Annotated in this window: 15 protein-coding genes; 8 read left to right on the forward strand and 7 right to left on the reverse strand. The window is 56.0% G+C overall.

Annotated elements, in window-relative coordinates; translation table 11 throughout:
- Positions 1–68 precede the first annotated feature (68 nt).
- Both G6L28_RS19225 and G6L28_RS19230 read left to right on the forward strand, forming a co-directional pair.
- Positions 69–1178, forward strand: coding sequence for an efflux RND transporter periplasmic adaptor subunit (locus G6L28_RS19225; RefSeq protein WP_174065606.1), 1110 nt, complete (start codon positions 69–71; stop codon positions 1176–1178).
- On the forward strand, positions 1178–4291 hold the full coding sequence (locus tag G6L28_RS19230; RefSeq protein ID WP_174065607.1) for an efflux RND transporter permease subunit: 3114 nt from the start codon (positions 1178–1180) through the stop codon (positions 4289–4291). The genes G6L28_RS19225 and G6L28_RS19230 overlap by 1 nt, the downstream gene beginning before the upstream one ends.
- Before the next feature lie 451 nt (positions 4292–4742).
- On the opposite strand, the gene G6L28_RS19235 is transcribed toward G6L28_RS19230, so the two are convergent.
- Positions 4743–5108, reverse strand: a complete 366-nt coding sequence (locus G6L28_RS19235; protein WP_174065609.1) for a hypothetical protein — start codon at positions 5106–5108, stop codon at positions 4743–4745.
- A gap of 14 nt (positions 5109–5122) precedes the next feature.
- Positions 5123–5596 (reverse strand): PaaI family thioesterase, encoded by a 474-nt coding sequence (locus G6L28_RS19240; RefSeq protein WP_234902652.1) that lies wholly within the window; start codon positions 5594–5596, stop codon positions 5123–5125.
- 122 nt (positions 5597–5718) lie between these two features.
- Here G6L28_RS19240 and G6L28_RS19245 point away from each other — a divergent pair, with 122 nt between their 5' ends.
- Complete coding sequence (locus G6L28_RS19245) at positions 5719–6531, forward strand: oxidoreductase (RefSeq protein ID WP_174065610.1); 813 nt, start codon at positions 5719–5721, stop codon at positions 6529–6531.
- Between the two features lie 136 nt (positions 6532–6667).
- Here the strand turns inward: G6L28_RS19245 and G6L28_RS19250 are convergent, their stop codons facing one another.
- Positions 6668–7612: an AraC family transcriptional regulator gene (locus G6L28_RS19250; RefSeq protein WP_202033775.1), complete on the reverse strand. Its 945-nt coding sequence runs from the start codon at positions 7610–7612 to the stop codon at positions 6668–6670.
- A 208-nt stretch (positions 7613–7820) separates the two neighbouring features.
- Here G6L28_RS19250 and G6L28_RS19255 point away from each other — a divergent pair, with 208 nt between their 5' ends.
- The 4 genes from G6L28_RS19255 to G6L28_RS19270 all read left to right on the forward strand — a co-directional run bounded on the left by G6L28_RS19255 (position 7821) and on the right by G6L28_RS19270 (position 12703).
- Positions 7821–8336 carry a nuclear transport factor 2 family protein gene (locus G6L28_RS19255; RefSeq protein WP_174065611.1) on the forward strand — a complete coding sequence of 172 codons (516 nt, stop codon included), beginning with the start codon at positions 7821–7823 and terminating at the stop codon, positions 8334–8336.
- A 101-nt stretch (positions 8337–8437) separates the two neighbouring features.
- Positions 8438–9610 (forward strand): aldo/keto reductase, encoded by a 1173-nt coding sequence (locus G6L28_RS19260; protein WP_202033776.1) that lies wholly within the window; start codon positions 8438–8440, stop codon positions 9608–9610.
- 360 nt (positions 9611–9970) lie between these two features.
- Positions 9971–11830 carry a DNA helicase RecQ gene (gene recQ, locus G6L28_RS19265; protein WP_174065612.1) on the forward strand — a complete coding sequence of 620 codons (1860 nt, stop codon included), beginning with the start codon at positions 9971–9973 and terminating at the stop codon, positions 11828–11830.
- A 126-nt stretch (positions 11831–11956) separates the two neighbouring features.
- The gene (locus tag G6L28_RS19270; protein ID WP_174065613.1) at positions 11957–12703 is read left to right on the forward strand and encodes an EAL domain-containing protein; all 747 of its coding nucleotides are present in this window, start codon (positions 11957–11959) and stop codon (positions 12701–12703) included.
- A 6-nt stretch (positions 12704–12709) separates the two neighbouring features.
- On the opposite strand, the gene G6L28_RS19275 is transcribed toward G6L28_RS19270, so the two are convergent.
- Entirely contained in the window at positions 12710–13636 is a 927-nt protein-coding gene (locus tag G6L28_RS19275) for a transglycosylase SLT domain-containing protein (protein ID WP_425292694.1), read from the reverse strand.
- A 408-nt stretch (positions 13637–14044) separates the two neighbouring features.
- On the reverse strand, positions 14045–15103 hold the full coding sequence (locus G6L28_RS19280; RefSeq protein ID WP_174065615.1) for a D-alanyl-D-alanine carboxypeptidase family protein: 1059 nt from the start codon (positions 15101–15103) through the stop codon (positions 14045–14047).
- Positions 15104–15420: 317 nt separating this feature from the next.
- Between G6L28_RS19280 and G6L28_RS19285 the strand changes: the two genes are divergently transcribed.
- Complete coding sequence (locus G6L28_RS19285) at positions 15421–16062, forward strand: carbonic anhydrase (protein ID WP_174065616.1); 642 nt, start codon at positions 15421–15423, stop codon at positions 16060–16062.
- A gap of 25 nt (positions 16063–16087) precedes the next feature.
- On the opposite strand, the gene G6L28_RS19290 is transcribed toward G6L28_RS19285, so the two are convergent.
- Positions 16088–16903 (reverse strand): lytic murein transglycosylase, encoded by an 816-nt coding sequence (locus tag G6L28_RS19290; RefSeq protein WP_174065617.1) that lies wholly within the window; start codon positions 16901–16903, stop codon positions 16088–16090.
- Between the two features lie 191 nt (positions 16904–17094).
- On the reverse strand, positions 17095–18129 hold the full coding sequence (locus G6L28_RS19295; RefSeq protein WP_174065620.1) for an aspartate-semialdehyde dehydrogenase: 1035 nt from the start codon (positions 18127–18129) through the stop codon (positions 17095–17097).
- Positions 18130–18335 lie beyond the last annotated feature (206 nt).

Here is an 18335-nt window from a genome sequence, read left to right on the forward strand (position 1 = left end):
CTATAGGTCTTTTAGAGTTAGGATGCAATCTAATAGTTTGATGTATTGCGTCAAGAAGGGGCGACGAAATGAAACGAAAACTTATTGTCACTGCAGCCGCTGTGGTGGCGCTCGCCGCAGGGGGAGCCGCATCCCTGCTGCTGCCGGTGCACGTGCCCAACGCTGAAGCTGCCGACTCGCGAACCGCCGCGCCACTCGTCAACTTGGCCACTGCCAAGCTTCCTGGCAATTCGAGCCGCAGCTTTACCGGTACGGTCGGTGTGCGAGTGCAGAGTAATCTCGGTTTCCGCGTTCCCGGCAAGATCATTGAACGTTTCGTCGATGTCGGTGAGCAGGTGAAGGCGGGACAGCCGCTGATGGGTCTCGACCCGACCGATCTTCGCCTTGCTTTGACTGCGAGACGTAACGCTGTCATCGCCGCTCAGGCAACATTCGTCCAGGCGCAAGCCGATGAGAGACGTTTTGCGACGCTCGTAAAGACTTCTGCCGCATCATCGCAGCAATATGAGCGAGCCAAAGCATCGCTGGACACCGCGACAGCGCAGTTGGCCGCTGCTCAGGCCGATGCGAATGTTGCCGAAAACGAGGCCAAATATGCGGTTCTCGTTGCCGATGCAGATGGAACGATCGTTGAGACGCTTGGTGAGCCAGGCCAGGTTGTAACGGCCGGTCAGGCCGTCGTGCGGCTTGCAAAGTCCGGCCCGCGCGAAGCGATTGTCTGGCTTCCAGAGACCCTCCGCCCAGATATTGGAGCACAGGCTACCGCTTCAGTCTATGGCAGGGGCGATACGGAAAAGGCGACGTTAAGACAAATCTCCGATTCTGCCGATCAGCAGACCCGCACCTATGAGACAAGATGGGTGCTTGAAGGGGCGGCCGCCAACGCGCCGCTGGGCGCCACTGTTACCATCGAGATCGAAAACAGGGACGCGCAGAACCACGCAGAACTGCCAATCGGTGCGCTGCTGGATGACGGGACGCGAACAGGCGTGTGGATCATCGATCAACAGGCATCTGTCGTCAAGTTCCGTGACGTGAAAGTGGAACGATTGAGCGAGGAAAATGTAGTCGTGACCAACGTCAAGCCGGGAGAGGCAGTCGTTGCATTGGGCGCACATCTTCTGAAGGACGGAGCGCCTGTGCGCACTGGCCTTGAGACAAAAGAGGCGGCAAACTGATGAACCTCAATCTTTCCGCCCTGGCCGTTCGCGAACGCGCTGTGACGCTCTTCTTCATCGTGCTCCTGTCGATCGGTGGCGCGTATGCCTTCGTCAAACTTGGTCGCGCTGAAGATCCGTCATTTACGATCAAGACACTCACGGTTACGACCGTCTGGCCTGGCGCGACTGCCCGCGAGATGCAGGATCTCGTTGCCGAACCACTAGAGAAGCGTATTCAGGAACTGGCTTGGTACGATCGTGTCGAGACCACGACGCGGCCCGGCTTTGCTTACCTTACCGTGACGCTGAAAGACAGCACGCCGCCGAGTGCGGTTGCGGAAGAATTCTACCAGGCCCGCAAGAAGCTTGGGGATGAGGCCAGAAACCTGCCTCAAGGCGTTCTGGGGCCATTCGTCAACGACGAATATTCCGATGTCAGCTTTGGCCTTTACGCCCTCAAGGCACCAGGCATGCCCATGCGCGATCTGGTCCGGGAAGCGGAAAAGATAAGGCAGGACATGCTGCATGTTCCTGGCGTGAAGAAAATCAATATTTTGGGGGAGCAGCCAGAGCAGATATTCGTCGAGTTCTCCTATCAGAAACTTGCGACACTCGGCATCTCGCCGCAGGATATTGCCGCAGCGCTTCAACGGCGTAACACGGTAACGCCCGCAGGCTCGATAGACACACAGGGTCCGCAGGTCTTCATCCGCTTCGACGGCGCTTACGATAGCATTCAATCGATTGCCGATACACCTATCGTCGCTTCAGGGCGAGCACTCAAACTTTCCGATATCGCAGAGGTCCGTCGCGGTTATCAGGAGCCATCGAGCTACATCATTCGCCATAATGGCGAAGCGGCTATCATGCTTGGCGTCGTGATGCAGCAGGGCTGGAACGGTCTCGATCTGGGTAAAGCTCTGGAAGAGCGGTCCAGCCAGATCGCACAATCCCTGCCACTCGGCATCACGCTGACGAAGGTCAGCGATCAGGCGGTCAACATCGATGCTGCCGTTGGCGAGTTCATGGTGAAGTTTGCGATGGCTCTCGGCGTCGTACTTTTCGTCAGCCTTGTTGCGCTTGGCTGGCGGGTGGGCATCGTCGTTGCGCTCGCAGTGCCGTTGACGCTTGCGGTCGTCTTCATCATCATGCTGGACACGGGACGCTTCTTCGACCGCATTACCCTCGGTGCGCTGATCCTTGCGCTTGGACTGCTGGTGGATGACGCAATCATCGCCATCGAAGTGATGGTCGTGAAGATGGAAGAGGGCATGGACCGCATCAAGGCTGCGGCTTATGCCTGGAGCCATACTGCGGCGCCCATGCTGTCGGGCACGCTCGTCACTATCATCGGCCTCATGCCGGTTGGCTTTGCAAGCTCTGCAGCCGGTGAATATGCGGGCAACATTTTCTGGATCGTTGGTTTTGCGCTGATCGTTTCCTGGTTCGTTGCGGTGATTTTCACGCCCTATCTCGGTGTGAAGCTGCTGCCGGATATCAAGCCGGTGCAGGGTGGCCACCACGCGATTTACGACACGCCGAACTATAGACGCCTGCGCGGTGCAATCGAATTCACCGTCAAGCACAAATTCCTGACCTGCGCTGTCGTTGGCGTCGTGATGGCCCTTTCCGTCGTCGGAATGGGCTCGGTGAAGCAGCAGTTCTTCCCGACATCCGACCGGCCAGAGGTACTCGTCGAAGTGCGCATGCCCGAAGGCACGAGCATCGAGACCACCACAGCCACAGTCAAGAAGCTCGAAGACTGGCTGAGGCAGCAGCCGGAATCCAAGATCGCGACGAGCTATATCGGTCAGGGCGCACCGCGTTTCTTCTTTGCCATGGCGCCTGAACTGCCCGATCCGGCTTTTGCGAAGATCGTCGTTCTGACGCAAGATGCGCATGAGCGCGAGGTGTTGAAACTGCGCCTGCGGGAAGCGGTGGCGCAAGGGCTTGCACCTGAGGCATTCGTTCGCGTAACGCAGCTCGTCTTTGGCCCCTATACGCCATTCCCGGTCGAGTTCCGCATCAAGGGCCCGGACGCCGGAGAACTGTACAAAATCTCCGAGCAGGCACTTTCTGTTATGAACACAGTGCCGGATGTCAGAAATGCCAACCGCGATTGGGGCAATCGTACACCTGTTGTCCGGTTCGTTCCCGACCAGGACCGTCTTAACCTGATCGGCATGTCCTCTGCCGAGGCTGCCCAGCAGATACAGCTTCTGTTGAGCGGTCTGACCGTCACGCAAGTTCGCGAAAATATTCGTAACGTGCCTGTCGTGGCCAGAAGCGCAGGTCAAATCAGGCTCGACCCTGCAAGGCTGGCAGACTTCTCAGTTGTGACGAGAGAGGGCCGTGCTATCCCGCTCGACCAGATCGGCCATACGGAGGTGCGCTTTGAAGAGCCAATCCTCAAGCGTCGTGACAGGACACCTGTTGTCACCATAAGGTCCGACATCGATGAAGCTACTCAGCCGCCGGAAGTTTCCCAGCAGGTCATGACCGCGCTGCGTCCTCTCATTGCATCTCTCCCGGCTGGCTACAGCATCGAGATGGGAGGAAATATCGAGGAGTCTCTCAAGGCGAACGCAGCCTTGGTGAAGGTGTTCCCGCTCATGATTGCGGCAACCCTGATCATCATCATCCTTCAGGTGCGGAGCCTGTCGACAATGACGATGGTGATGCTCACTGCGCCGCTCGGTTTGGCGGGTGTCGTGCCGACGCTCATCCTCTTCAACCAGCCTTTTGGCTTTAACGCGATCCTTGGGCTGATCGGCCTGGCGGGCATACTTATGCGCAACACGCTGATCCTTACCGAGCAGATCAAGGAGAACAAGGCGGCAGGACTCGATGACTACCATGCCGTAATCGAAGCAACTGTCCAGAGAACAAGGCCCGTCATCCTGACGGCACTGGCAGCGGTTCTCGCCTTCATCCCTCTGACGCACTCTGTCTTCTGGGGATCAATGGCCTACACGCTGATTGGTGGGACGGCAGTCGGTACGCTGATCATCCTGCTTTTCCTGCCAGCACTCTATGCAGCATGGTTCCGCATCAAGCCGCCAAAAGCGGAAATGCACTCCACGGCGCAAAGCAATGTGGAGACAACCCAGCATTCACTCGCGGCCGAATAGCGAGCTTCATTCCTCCGCAGCAGATGATGTTGCGGAGGAATTTTCATCCGGCGTCGAGTTTTATTGCAAGGCGAGATAGGGCGTATGTTCGCTCGCTAACAAAATCTTTCGGACTTCACAGGTCCTCCCCTTCAATGCGCCAATGAAGTGCCTCGATATAAACATTCCCGCCCATATCAGTCTTCATTTATTGCGCTGGGGTAGGGCTATCTCAGGGATCTGCGTTTAGATCGTCTCTTGGGACAGTCAGACATACTACGCACTAAAATCTGACGTTCGCCAAATTCCCTAGTCGCGGGTATCTGCTGGATCGGGTGGGGTTTGCAGAATTACCTCGAAACAAGCGAGCAGCTATCGGCGTTCCGCTGCCGATTGGGAGAGCGGCGTACCCGTTTTGACCCCGTCATGGGCCGTGGTAACTCTGCGCTGGACAAAAAAGTTATCAGAAAGTCTATTTGACTAAGTTGGTGGCAGCTTCGGCGCGCGGGATGTCCGACCAAGCCTTGGCAACGGCGTCCTCAACAGAATTGAAGAGCGTTGGATAAATCTGTTTCCCGCTCCACAACACTGCGCCAAGGCAGGTACCATTCCGATCCTGTCTGGAAAAAACAAAGGTTCCTGACGGCAGCAAGCTTCCGGAAATTTCAGTGAATACATGCGTGCGTATCGCGTTCCAGCGTGAGGGCGGAATGCTGTTGCCGATCAAGGCGTGACTGGCGTCCCAAAAGGGATAGGGCTCGATTTTTCCGGAGCGATCCTGCACAGCAACAACATATCTGAGCCCCCGCCGCAGCCTTAGCAGCTGGATTTCATCCATTACATGATTTTCCATTATGCCTGCACAACCATGCACGTCGACGTACCGTGCGCAAACAGCTTTCCTTCCCGGGACGTGATAGATCCTTCAAGTGTTATGACCGTCCGGGTACGAGATATGACGGTTCCGCTGACGTGGAGAGGGCCGGCATCAACCGATATCGGACGAACAAACTTGACGGACGTTTCCAGTGTCGGAGCGAGTTCTCGTCCTTTGAGCGTTGTATGGGCTGCAAGGTTCATGGACGTATCGAGCATTGTCATCGCCCAGCCTCCGTGGACCGTTTGCAGAGTATTCGCGAAGGACGGCTCGGGTGTCGCGACAAGCATAACCTTGCCCAACTCAGGCGCGAGCAATTCAAACGGCAGAATGCGGGCCATAGGCGGTCGCTCTATCGTTTCATCGAAAAGCGACCGGACGAAATGAAGTCCCGCCTGATCATCGTCCATTCGCGCGTGCGGCGAAGGCGTTTCGGTCGTGCCTGGCATGGCTCTCTTGCTCCTCTAATTTCGCACATGCGTTTTATTTCACTTGTAATCTAATGGCAATATAGATTATGAGTGAAATCTATATTGAGTTCCCAGAGTTTACCAGTTTCGGAGAGCAAAGAATGTCTGAAAATAAGAGTGTTGTGGTGACCGGAGCATCTTCCGGTATTGGGCAGGCGACGGTCAAGTTGCTGTCGCAAAATGGTTTCAAGGTGTTCGCAGGCTCACGCAATCCGGATAAGAATGGACCGGTCCCAGGGGTTGAGTACGGTCGCCTCGACGTGGATAGCGAGGATTCGGTCAGGCAGTTCGTGGAATGGGTTCTGTCGCGCTCTCAGCGTATCGATGTGCTGGTGAATAATGCTGGCGTCTCCCTCGTCGGTCCGGTTGAAAGTACATCGGATGAGGAGGCGAAAGCCATCTTTGAAACCAACCTTTTCGGCCCGTTGCGCATGTTGCGCGCTGTCTTGCCTGCTATGCGCAAGCAGAACTCCGGTCTGATCATCAACGTCAGTTCGGTCCTCGGCTTCCTTCCAGCGCCTTACATGGGCCTTTATGCCAGCAGCAAGCACGCGCTGGAGGGGTTGTCAGAGACGCTCGACCACGAAGTTCGGCAATTCAACATCCGCTCCGTGCTTGTCGAGCCGACATTCACGAGGACGGGTCTTGACGTCAACGCACGGCAGACCGAAGCCCGCATCGATGACTACGCCCACCAGCTGGCGAAGTCCAATGAGGCAGTTCTCACCGCTATAAAAACTGCAAGCAGCCCGAAATTCGTTGCCGAAGAAATCATGAGCGCGATTAATGGTCCGCACAAAATGCGCAGACCAGTCGGCAAACAAGCCACGCTTCTTAGCCGTCTGAAAAGGTTCGTCCCGGCAAAAGCCCTGGATGGCGGTATCAGAAAGACGTTTGGCCTACCAAAGGCGTAGGCACTCAAAGCTCGCTAGAGCAATGCGCTGGCGCGAGCAGTAATTGGCAATCTCGTTCCACCGTTCGCCAATTCCTAGCGCATTTCAAAGTCCTTGGGGCAAAGCGCTTGCCTTGAGGACTTTATCGGCGGTCAGGTTACGTGGTAGCTGAAGATGCACCCCTTCTGAGGAACTCCACATCTCGTTTTGGCGGAGCGCCGAACATTCTCGCATATTCGCGACTGAACTGCTGTACACTATCGTAACCCACCTTGCCCGCTGCTCCATTGGCGGTGATACGCTCTGTCAGCATCAGATTTCTTGCCGCATGAAGGCGCAGTATTTTCTGGTATCGAAGTGGGCTCGTTCCCGTGAGCTGGCGAAAATTGTGGTGAAAAGTCGAGACCGCCATTCCCGACAGGCTTGCAAGTTTCTCGATCCGCAGCGTTTGCGCGTAATTCATTTTCAGCCACTCGAGCGCCTTGACGATACCCGCTGCCTTGTACCCATCGCTTGCCATCAGTGAAACCCAAAGCCCTACCTCGCTTTGAAGCAATCGGACGTAAATTTCCGATTTGATGGCATCGACGAGAAGCGGAATATCGTTTGGGCGATGTGCCAGATCAATCAGGCGTTTGAACGCAACGAGCAGTTCTTCCGACGCGCGCCCGGTCGCGACGCCTCTTCCATGAGCAGTCCCTTCCGGCCCGGAAAACTGCATCTGCCTGGCCAACTCGTAAAGCCGAGTTGAGTCGACTTTCATGATTATCGAGACATAGCAGTTGTCTGGTGACGCCTCGATTACATGGGCAGATGTCGGTACATCGATGGACGTGACAAAGAAATCACCCGGATGGAAAAGCATCTCTTCCCCATTGAACACGATGCGCTTGACGCCGCTCAGGATGACCGCAATGCAGGGTTCATAAAAGCACCTGTGTGGCTCGTCGGGTTTCGATAGGCGGAAAAACTTCAGCCCGGGGACGAGACTGGGATTGACCTGTTCTTGAGGGCACAACTGCTGGACGGCGGCCGCCAACATGGAGGCACTCGTCCAGGTTGGCAAGGCGTTTAGATCATCGATACGTTTAAACTGGTTCATGCGCGCGCCTCTCGCTCCACTCCTTAGAATGTGATCGAAAAATATGTTGCGCACAAGGCAATCGACAGGATCGTGCAAAAAATCGGCAGGATCAAGCTAACGCACTGGCTGAACGAAACCCTATGTTCTCCGGCATATTCAACCATGCCTGTCAGTACAACGCGTCAACATTTACCGAAACCGGCAGGCAACTTTCTGGAGACAGACCTTGAACAAACTCGTGTTCGCTATCAGCATCGCGCTTGCATCCGTGGTAACGGGTGCGTCAGTGCAGGCTCAGGAAGCGGTTGTTGCTTCGCCCAACCCCGACGCGTTGTTTACCAGCCCGGATCCAAAGCTTCACGCAAACAAGCAGGTTGCCTACAAGATCATTCTGGAGCTTCTGGAAGCGGGACATTGGGACAAGGCAAGCCAGTATCTGACCGATGATTACATCCAGCATAACCCGAATGCACAAAGCGGTCTGAAGCCGGTCGTGGCTTACTTCACTGAAGTCCTCAAGGTACAGCCCAAGCCCATCCCGGACAAAATTTCGATGAAAGTCGCGGATGTGGTCGCTGAGGGCGATCTGGTTATCGTGACCTATGCACGCACCGAGAAGGATCCAAAGGATCCGTCCAAGACCTATAGCACGACATGGTTTGATATGTGGCGCATCGAGAATGGCAAGGCGGCGGAGCACTGGGATTCGGCGTTGCTGAATGAAGCGCCCGATCTGCGCTGAACCGTCTCCGTAATTCATCTCGGATCATAGCCAAACGCTTTTCCGCGTTGCGACCCTGTCGCAACGAAATCTTTCCTGTTTCCAAAATTCTGGAGTTAATGATGGAACGTCGCGATTTTTTGACTTTTGCAGCTACAACCGCGGTTGCTAGCGCTATCGCCCCAAGCCTTTTGCGGGCGCAGACACCTTCGTTCGAGGCGCAAACGGTTCAGGGAACCGTGATGCCGACTGTCGGCAAGGTCACTCGAACATCGCTGCCGTTGAACGGCCCCGCTGAAAACGGCATCAGATATCGCCCGCGCTATCGTTTCGGAATGGGTGGAACTCAAATCGGCAACATCTTCGCGCCGATCAGCGACGCGCAGGCACAGGCTACTCTCAACGCAGCCTGGGACGGCGGCGTCCGCCATTTCGACACCTCGCCCTTCTATGGCCATGGCCTTTCGGAGCATCGTCTCGGCACCTTCCTCAGAGGCAAGCCTCGGGACCAGTATCTGGTTTCTACGAAGGTCGGACGTGTGTTCAGCGCAAGCCGGGAACCGTTGAAGCCGGATTTTTGGACAGAAAAACTTAATTTTTCTTATGAGTATGCTTATACGGCAGAGGGTGCACGCCGGTCGGTTGAGGACAGCTTGCAGCGTCTGGGGCTTTCCAGCATCGACATCGTTTACATCCACGATCTGGGACCGGACAACACCGAGTTGCCACAGCCTTGGACGAATTCCTTCGAGATTGCCCGAACCGGCGCTATGGTCGAACTGGAACGTATGCGTAATGAGGGCCTGATCAAGGCTTGGGGTTTCGGGATCAATCGACCGGAAGCCGCCGTACTGGCCGCAACAGGCGATGGTCCGACACCCGATATCGTCCTTCTTGCCTGCCAGTACAGCATCATCGACCATGAAGAAGCGCAGACGAAGACCTTCCCGGCATTGGCTGCCAAGGGTATTACCGTGACGGTGGGCACGCCGCTCAACGACGGCTTCCTCGGCGGTCGTAACCGTTACCACTTCAGCGACAAGCTGCCTGCCGGTGTGGTCGAAAAGCGTGCGCAGCTTGCAGAGGTCGCGAAGCGTCATGGCGTCGATATACGAACCGCCGCACTTCAGTTCGCTGCTGCCCCGTCGATCGTCTCGGCAATCGTACCCGGTTCCCGTGTGCCAGGCCAGGTCGAAGCCAACATCCAGTCGATGAAGGTTGCGATCCCGGCAGCATTCTGGGACGAGTTGCGCGAACGCAAACTGATCCTGAAAGACGCACCGGTTCCCGCTTGATACCTGGCGCTCCAAGGTTCGCCCACATGATGAGTGACGTTAAAGCATAAACCCGAGCGCCATCGGGTAAGCCGTTCTAACGTTAAGCCGCGAATCTCGGAGCGTCGCCCTTGGTCCTTCGAAGCGGGATTAGTGGGCGTCTGGCTCGTGTCGGCCTTTCCGATAGGCCGACACGCAAATGAGCTATCTGTGTGATCGGCACGCCAGTTGAGTGGGCCTGCAGATCAATGTCTGCCACCTGATGAGGGGGAACCTCGAAAAGAACGCGTCGATTCACTCGTTGTCGGCGCGCGGTCGAGTTCCTCTCGTGCTTGATATCGTTCCTGTGCCATAAGAGATCTATGGAAAAAGAACGATTCGATGCCAAAGCAAGCTGATACGACGCAGAGACTTTTCGACAGCGCGCAAATTGAAGAGCCGCGTGCGGTCCTCAAGCGGATTTACGGTTATTCGGAATTCCGCGGAAGGCAGGAGGAAGTCGTCGGTGAAGTCGTGCGTGGTGGCGATGCGGTTGTGCTGTTTCCCACCGGCGCCGGAAAGTCCCTGTGCTTTCAAATCCCTGCCCTATGCCGCAAGGGTGTGGGTATTGTCGTATCGCCGCTGATCGCGCTGATGCGTGATCAGGTCAATGCATTGAAGCAACTCGGTATCCAGGCGGCAGCACTCAACTCCTCGCTCTCGCGGGATGAGTTCTTAGACGTTCGCCGTGCGGTGCAACAGCAGGAACTCGATCTGCTATACGTCACTCCCGAACGCATCGTGACACCAGCGTTCAAGGATCTCATCGGGTCGGCAACCATCTCTCTTTTTGCCATTGATGAAGCACATTGCGTATCACAATGGGGGCACGATTTCAGGCCGGAATATCGTGAGTTGGGGCGGCTTGCGCAGGACTATCCCGGCGTTCCGCGCATGGCTTTGACGGCAACAGCCGATCCGCAGACGCGCGAAGACATCATCGATAGGCTTGGACTACATTCTGCCGAGGTTTTTACCACTTCTTTCGACCGGCCGAATATTGCCTACGAGATTGTTGAACGCGATCAACCAAGGCAACAACTGCTGCAATTCCTGTCACGACATAAGGGGTCAAGCGGCATCGTATACTGCCTGTCCCGTGCCAAGGTTGAAGACACGGCGCAGTGGTTGAACGCGCAGGGCATCAATGCTCTCGCCTATCATGCAGGCATGGAGAGGGACCTGCGTGACCGCAATCAGGATGCCTTCTTGAATGAAGATGAGCTCTGTCTGGTTGCGACTGTGGCGTTCGGAATGGGCATCGACAAGCCGAATGTTCGCTATGTCGCTCACCTCGATTTGCCGGGTTCCGTCGAAGCCTATTACCAGGAGACGGGTCGCGCGGGCCGTGACGGCATGCCTTCCGATGTCTGGATGGCTTACGGAATGGCCGATGTCATACAGCGCGGCCGTATGATCGACGAAAGCAATTCCAGTCCCGACATAAAGCGTATCGAGCGAGCCAAACTCAATGCACTGCTGGCGATTTGCGAGACTTCGGGCTGCCGCCGGCAGGCGATACTCAAGCATTTCGGTGAGTCATATCCAGACCGATGCGGTAACTGCGACACCTGTCTGAAGCCTGTAGAGACATGGGATGGGACCGAGGCCGCGATCAAGGCACTGGCAGCGGTTTACCGCACCGGCGAGCGATATGGAACAGGTCATCTCGTCGACGTCTTGGTTGGTAATGAGAACGACAAGACCATTCGGGCAGGACATGTGGGCATGCCCGTTTTTGGCGCAGGCAAGGAACTATCCGCGAAGACCTGGCAGTCTGTCTATCGCCAATTGCTGGCGGTGGGGTTGGTGCGCGTCGATCACGGCGCTTTTGGCGCCCTGAAACTCGAACAGGACGCAAAGTCTGTTTTCAAACGGGAACGGGAGGTTCGGTTTCGCAAGGATCGACCTTCGGGAGGTAAGGCAGGACGGGCCGCCTCATCGCGCTCGGCGAACGCGCGGGCAGGGCTGGACGTTGCGGACGCGGAGTTGTTCGAGGCCCTTCGCAGTGCGCGCATGACAATTGCCAAGGAGCTCGGAGTGCCTCCATATGTCGTTTTTCCAGATACGACACTCGTTGCATTCGCAAAGGAGCGTCCTTCGGACGAAGATGAAATGCTGGACATATCCGGGGTAGGGCCTTCAAAGCTCGAAAGATTCGGCGAGGCTTTCCTTGAGGTGATCATTGCGCATTCAAGATAAGCGTTCGTACTGAACCGTACACAGGCGCTCAAAACAAAGATTTGTCGGCACAATACTTATCTGACGAAACTGAAATTTAATGTCTCCTCAATAGCCTCGGGTTCTCGAAACAGGGGGAACTTGCTGATGGCAACGAAATGCAAGGGTTGCCACGATGGCGCGGAAGGTTTCGACATTCCGTTTTCGATGGCGTTCCAGCCCATCGTCAATGTTGATACCAACAAGACCTTCGCTCACGAAGCTTTGGTGAGAGGTCAGCAAGGCGAGGGCGCATGGCATGTTCTTTCGCAGGTGCGCCCTGACAACCGATATGCGTTCGATCAGCAATGCAGGGTGAAGGCAATCGAGCTTGCGTCGAAACTGTTCGATCGCACAGAGGACACGAAACTATCGATCAATTTCATGCCGAACGCGGTGTATGAGCCCCGCGCCTGTATCCGCCTTACGTTGGCGACGGCTATGCAGACCGGATTCCCGGCCAATCGCATTATTTTCGAGTTCACCGAAAATGAAGAACTCGATATAGATCACGTCCTCAATATTTTGCGGACGTATCGCACGTTGGGCTTCAAAACGGCTATCGATGATTTCGGTGCCGGGCATTCCGGACTTGGTCTATTGTCTCACTTCCAGCCGGACATCGTCAAACTTGACATGGGGCTAATCCGTGGAATCGATCAGGACCGTGTGAGACGGACTATCGTCAAACATACGCTGGCGATGCTGTCAGATCTTTCCATTACGCCGATATGCGAGGGGGTTGAAACCCACGGGGAGCTTTCCGCCCTGCGCGACTTGGGAGTGGAACTCATGCAGGGCTATGCGCTGGCAAGGCCGTCTTTCGAGGCATTGGCCTTTGCACAGGCCGCATAATGCCGGTCATCGATTTCTGAATACCGTACAGGGGACCGAAGCGGCTCGAATCTGCTCGCATAGCTTGATGGCTTGCGCGCGCGTTTCACGTCCTATTCTGGCTGCGTAGCGAGGGCGATATCCAAAATTGCCACCTCGCTGGCGCACGATAAGCGCCCGCTCATCGTTGAGCGGTGCAGGCAGACGGCTGACGGCGCGCGTGAATAGGCTGTCCACGACGGACGGACGAAAATGTGCAGACAGTTGCACACCCCAGGGAGCCCAGTCGGCTGACCCTGCAAATACAGGTTCATTCATGCGCCTCTTATCTGCCAGTGTCACGCAGGCGTCCTGAAAAGAAAGGCGATCATCCAGTTTCGGCGCAGCATTTTCGGGAGGTGTATCCCGCCAGGTTTCGGCTGTGTGTCCGGTAATGGCAAAGACATAGTCGCGTGTCTCTATGGGTAGCCGACCTTCGGCAATGAAACGCGAAGCTCCGCCTTCTCCAGCATTATATGCCGCAGCGGCAAGACCGAAATTGCCGAAACGAGCGGCTAGATCTTTCAGGTAAGCCGCAGATGCATCCAACGCTTCGATGACGTCGAAGCTGTTGGCCAACCCCCGCAGCCTTGCAGTGGCAGGCATGAACTGGGCTATACCTTCCGCCCCTTTGTGGCTGACCGCTTCCGGGCGGAAAAGGCTTTCTCGCCAGATGAGACGTGCAAAAAAAGCCGCGGGAACGCCGTGCCTGTCTGCAAAGTGGTCTATGGTCCGGCAAAGATCGGCGTTGAAATTCGTCTTGCTGATACAGAGGCCCGAGTTGCTGTCTTTTCCTTGATACAGGCACATCTCGGTCGGCGGCTTGTCCTCAGCCTTCAGGGGTAAGGTTGTTCCAGCCACGAATGGGAGAACGGCGATAAAGGCCAGCCAACGCCGAAAACATAGAGAACGCATTCAGCCTCTTCCTCCGCTAGAGCGCTTCATTGTTAAATGGAAGCAGTTCTGTTGGTTCAAACGGGATCCTCTGGTTGTTCGGACGGCGCGTGTCGTAGCAATAGCATACGGTCAAGCCGTACGAGCAATCGGAGGGTCCCGTTTCAACCAACCCGGAGGGCCGGGCATCTTTCCGCCAGGATCAAAGGCGATTGGCTCGACCGTACCTTCGGGTATGCCCTTCGCCAATCGCCTTTGCCCTGTCGAAAACCTGCTCCGGTAGAACGCTTCCATTTAACAATGAAGCGCTATAGCCGCGTATGATAGCCAGGCCTGCCTCAGAAGCACAACATGCTCTTGACTGATGGCGTTGCAGTCCGTGCAAGGGCCTGCGCTATCGCGGAAGGCTCGTTTTGCTGTTGGCGTCCGCTACCTGGATGGTTGAGGTGGTTCAGGGGGCCGGGAGGCGGGAAGAGGAATGTTCTCAACATTGTCACTCATCCAGGTCGAGATATTGTGAGTGATCCCGGGTAAGTTATCGCTGAGATATGTTGAGTGTCCCGGCAGTCCCATCGGATAAAGCGCTTCGCGGCTCGCCTCGTATTCTACGCTCTTGTCGGTGCAAAGCTTGATACGCATATCTTCGGGACTGATTTCTGGACGGTTCGTGACCGTCTCGACAGTTTCCGGTCCCTGTGTCAGTTCCCCACCGAATGCCTGCGTCATAAATTGCGCAGTACGTTCGTTACGCTCCCGCTCCGTCGTTGCACCAAGCGTAACCACCATGATCCTTTTGCCATCACGATTTGCGAGTGCCACGAAGTTTCGGCCAGATGCGCAAAGAAACCCTGTTTTAAGGCCGGTCGTTCCGCTGAACTGGGTCAAAAGAAGATTGTTGGACTTGATTTCCTTGCCATTGATGGTCACTGCGGACGGCAGGAAGAACTGCCTGTATTGCGGGTATCGCGCATCCACGGCAAGTCCGAGCAGCGCCAGATCGCGTGCCGTCGTATAATTGGCCTTATCGAAAAGACCATTGGCATTGGTGAAATGCGAGCCTGTCATGCCCAACTGCTGAGCGGCGACATTCATGCGTTCGACGAAGGCCTGTTCGCTGCCAGCCACCGCTTCGGCCACGGCCACGGCCACGTCGTTTGCAGATGCGACGAGCATTGCGAAAAGGGCATCTTCAAGTGTCATGGTCTGGCCCAAAACGAGGCCGGATTCCAGAAATCTCTGGCTGACTGCACGTTTCGTCATGGTGACGGGGTCGGAGAGCCGGACCTGCCCCGCCTGAAGCGCCTCGAACACGACATAGGTCGACATCAACTTGGTCGTGGACGCCGGATACCACGGATTGCCGGCCTGTTCCTGATAGAGAACACGATGACTATCGGCATCGACAACCAGAACAGGGGTGGCATTGGTCTTCCCGGCCATCAAAATGGATGAGCAGAGCAACAGTGCACGTGAAACTGTCCGTACCAATTTCGTTTCCTTCGCAAGCGGCATAAGACGGCTTGATGCCACAGCGGTGCAGCAAGATGCAATAACGTGGGGGCCACAAGTGCCGGAAAGCTGATGGCATTGGGGATGATCGGGGTGGTTTTTCTTGCAAATAGGGTGACTGCCGCCGTTTGCACGCAATGTTCAGGGTTCTTTCCTGTGGCCTTCCTACACCCATGCGGCTGGAACATATGTGCCATCTCTTGCATCCTGCGAAAAGCGGAGGCAAATAGCGTTCAGCTTCCACTCACCAAGGTCGATTGATTGGCTTTGGTCCAGCAAAACGGTACTGCGATATCATGAAAGATTTTCCAGAATACCTTCTCAACGGCTACAAGAACTTTATGAGCGGTCGTTACGTCGATGAGCGCGAAAGATATCGCGTTCTGGCGGACACCGGCCAGAAGCCGCAAACACTATTCATTGCCTGTTGTGACTCCCGTTCTGCACCGGAAACCATTTTCGATTGCGGTCCGGGAGAGCTTTTCGTTGTCCGAAACGTTGCGAATATGGTCCCGCCCTTCGAGCCGGATGGTCAGTTCCACGCCACATCTGCTGCAATCGAATATGCGGTTCAGGTCCTGAAGGTTAAGGATATCGTGGTGATGGGCCATGGCCGTTGCGGCGGTATTCAGGCAGCACTCGATCCGAACTTCGAATCCCTGTCGCCGGGCGATTTTATCGGTAAGTGGATGCACATGGTCAAATCCGCCGCCGAACAGATCCAGAGCAACGACGTGATGACCGCCTCCGAGCGTCAGACGGCTCTGGAGCGCGTATCTATCCGCAATTCAATCAGCAACCTTCGTGGCTTTCCTTTCGTAAAGGCCGCCGAAACGGCTGGCAAAGTGAAGTTGCATGGCGCCTGGTTCGATATTTCGACCGGAGAGCTTTGGGTGATGGACAACAAAACGGGCGACTTTCGCCGCCCGGATGCCTGATAGTTGAGTGTGGTCGGCGGTCGGGTTACTGGCCGTCGATCTGCTGGCCGATGTAGGCGATGGACTGCTGATAGACGTTCGCCGCATTCCAGCCTTCGATTGCCCGGAAGTTTGCCTGGCCCTGCTGATATCCTGCACCGCGCTGCCAGCCGTGGCCGACGAGGAAGTTTGCCGTAGACGCCAAGGCATCCGCGCGCGAGCCAACGAGATCGATACGGCCGTCGCGGTCGAAATCTACGCCGTAACGAACCACGTTGAGCGGCAGGAACTGCGTCTGGCCGATTTCGCCGTGGGCCGCTCCCTTGGCATTAACGTTGAGCGAGCCATTGCCGACGAGCTTCAGAGCGGCATAGAGCTGCTCGGTAAAATAATCCGAACGACGGCAATCGTAGGAGAGAGTCGCGACGGCGGAGAGCGTATGCTGGTTGCCCAAGAACCCGCCGAAGCCGGTTTCCATGCCCCAAATCGCCAGCAGTGGACCGGCGGGAACGCCATAGGCGCGTTCTATGTTGGCAAACAACGAGGCGTTGTTCTTCTTCATCGTCTTGCCGCGAGAGATGATGGCCTGGCCACCGCGCTTCTGCATGAATTGATCGAAGGAAAGCTTGAAGCTGTGCTGACCGCGGTCGGCGCGGATGGTGGCCTGATTGTAGGACACGTTGGCGAAGGCGCGATCCAGAACAGAAGCACTGACGCCACGACCGGCGGCTTCCTGCTTGAAGGACTGCACCCAGTTGCCGAAACCCGCTGATGTGTTACCGCACTGCGCTGCCAGTGCCGGTGTTGCTGCCAACATCGCAGCCACTGCTGCGCCAACGGAAAATGCTTTCTTTGCCCGCATTGGAATCTGCCTTCGATATCTTCCGGAATCCGTCCGGTTCTGCCGCCACTCGACAGAGAATTAAGAAGCTTTAATGCCTGCCAGTTGCATAACCGGCAAATAAACTGGCCGTGATAAACAACGCAAGAAAAAACCCGCCCATTCTCAGGTGGAATAGGCGGGTTATAGTTAATAGTTATTAAAAAAACGTATCAGGCTGCTGCCTTGCGTGGCTTGATGAGCCCACGGTTGACCAGAAGTTCTGCGATCTGGATAGCATTAAGGGCTGCACCCTTGCGCAGATTGTCCGAAACGACCCAGATGTTGAGACCGTTTTCAACCGTGGCATCTTCGCGGATGCGCGAGATGTAGGTCGCATCTTCGCCGGCACTTTCGACCGGCGTGATGTAGCCGCCGTTTTCATGCTTGTCGATGACGAGGCAGCCCGGTGCTTCGCGAAGGATATCGCGCGCCTGATCAGCAGTGATCTCGTTTTCGAATTCGATGTTCACGGATTCGGAGTGACCGATAAAGACGGGAACGCGCACGGCCGTGCAGGTTACCTTGATCTTCGGATCCAGCATCTTCTTGGTTTCTGCCAGAACCTTCCACTCTTCCTTCGTGTAGCCGTCTTCCATGAAGACGTCGATGTGTGGAATGACGTTGAAGGCGATACGCTTGGTAAACTTCTTGGATTCGACCGGATCCGCCACGAAGACGGCGCGGGTCTGCTGGAACAGCTCATCCATGCCTTCCTTGCCAGCGCCGGAAACGGACTGGTAGGTGGAGACGACGACGCGCTTGATCTTGGCTGCGTCATGTAATGGCTTCAGGGCAACGACGAGCTGCGCTGTGGAGCAATTCGGGTTTGCAATTATGTTCTTCTTGGTGAAGCCTTCGACGGCATCGGCATTGACTTCCGGCACGATGAGCGGAACTTCCTGATCGTAACGCCATGCGGACGAGTTATCGATAACGACGCAACCCTGCGCGCCGATCTTCGGGGACCACTTCTTGGACACATCGCCGCCAGCAGACATCAGGCAGATATCGGTGTCGGAGAAATCGTAGTTCTCCATGTTGGAGACCTTCAGCGTACGGTCGCCGTAGGATACTTCCGTGCCCTGGCTGCGGGCAGAGGCCAGTGCTACGACCTCATCGGCAGGAAAGCCGCGTTCAGCCAGAATGTTCAGCATTTCGCGACCGACGTTACCGGTGGCGCCTGCGATTGCTACTTTGAAACCCATGATCAAGCTCTCTTTCTGCCTCTCCTCTTTTTTGGTGAGGGGAACCCGCAAGACTGCGGCTTCCTTCTTCCCCGACCATACCGGGGAGAGAGCGGCGGGCCAGAGACGTTAGACGGTTTTAATCGTCGTTTTGGCCGTAATTCGGGTAAAATGAGAAAGGCGTGCGGGATCACCGGCATAAACTGCCGGACTTTCACTGACAACCA

Origin of the sequence: Agrobacterium larrymoorei (genome assembly GCF_013322225.1) — a bacterium.
GTDB lineage: Bacteria > Pseudomonadota > Alphaproteobacteria > Rhizobiales > Rhizobiaceae > Agrobacterium > Agrobacterium larrymoorei_A.

What these genes read in the sequence shown, in the direction of transcription:
- G6L28_RS19260 (WP_202033776.1), top strand. Translation starts at nt 8,438, where the DNA reads ATGGAACGTCGCGATTTTTTGACTTTTGCAGCTACAACCGCGGTTGCT.
- G6L28_RS19250 (WP_202033775.1), bottom strand. Translation starts at nt 7,612, where the DNA reads ATGAACCAGTTTAAACGTATCGATGATCTAAACGCCTTGCCAACCTGG.
- G6L28_RS19290 (WP_174065617.1), bottom strand. Translation starts at nt 16,903, where the DNA reads ATGCGGGCAAAGAAAGCATTTTCCGTTGGCGCAGCAGTGGCTGCGATG.
- G6L28_RS19295 (WP_174065620.1), bottom strand. Translation starts at nt 18,129, where the DNA reads ATGGGTTTCAAAGTAGCAATCGCAGGCGCCACCGGTAACGTCGGTCGC.
- G6L28_RS19275 (WP_425292694.1), bottom strand. Translation starts at nt 13,636, where the DNA reads ATGCGTTCTCTATGTTTTCGGCGTTGGCTGGCCTTTATCGCCGTTCTC.
- G6L28_RS19245 (WP_174065610.1), top strand. Translation starts at nt 5,719, where the DNA reads ATGTCTGAAAATAAGAGTGTTGTGGTGACCGGAGCATCTTCCGGTATT.
- G6L28_RS19230 (WP_174065607.1), top strand. Translation starts at nt 1,178, where the DNA reads ATGAACCTCAATCTTTCCGCCCTGGCCGTTCGCGAACGCGCTGTGACG.
- G6L28_RS19225 (WP_174065606.1), top strand. Translation starts at nt 69, where the DNA reads ATGAAACGAAAACTTATTGTCACTGCAGCCGCTGTGGTGGCGCTCGCC.
- G6L28_RS19270 (WP_174065613.1), top strand. Translation starts at nt 11,957, where the DNA reads ATGGCAACGAAATGCAAGGGTTGCCACGATGGCGCGGAAGGTTTCGAC.
- G6L28_RS19285 (WP_174065616.1), top strand. Translation starts at nt 15,421, where the DNA reads ATGAAAGATTTTCCAGAATACCTTCTCAACGGCTACAAGAACTTTATG.
- G6L28_RS19235 (WP_174065609.1), bottom strand. Translation starts at nt 5,108, where the DNA reads ATGGATGAAATCCAGCTGCTAAGGCTGCGGCGGGGGCTCAGATATGTT.
- recQ (WP_174065612.1), top strand. Translation starts at nt 9,971, where the DNA reads ATGCCAAAGCAAGCTGATACGACGCAGAGACTTTTCGACAGCGCGCAA.
- G6L28_RS19240 (WP_234902652.1), bottom strand. Translation starts at nt 5,596, where the DNA reads ATGCCAGGCACGACCGAAACGCCTTCGCCGCACGCGCGAATGGACGAT.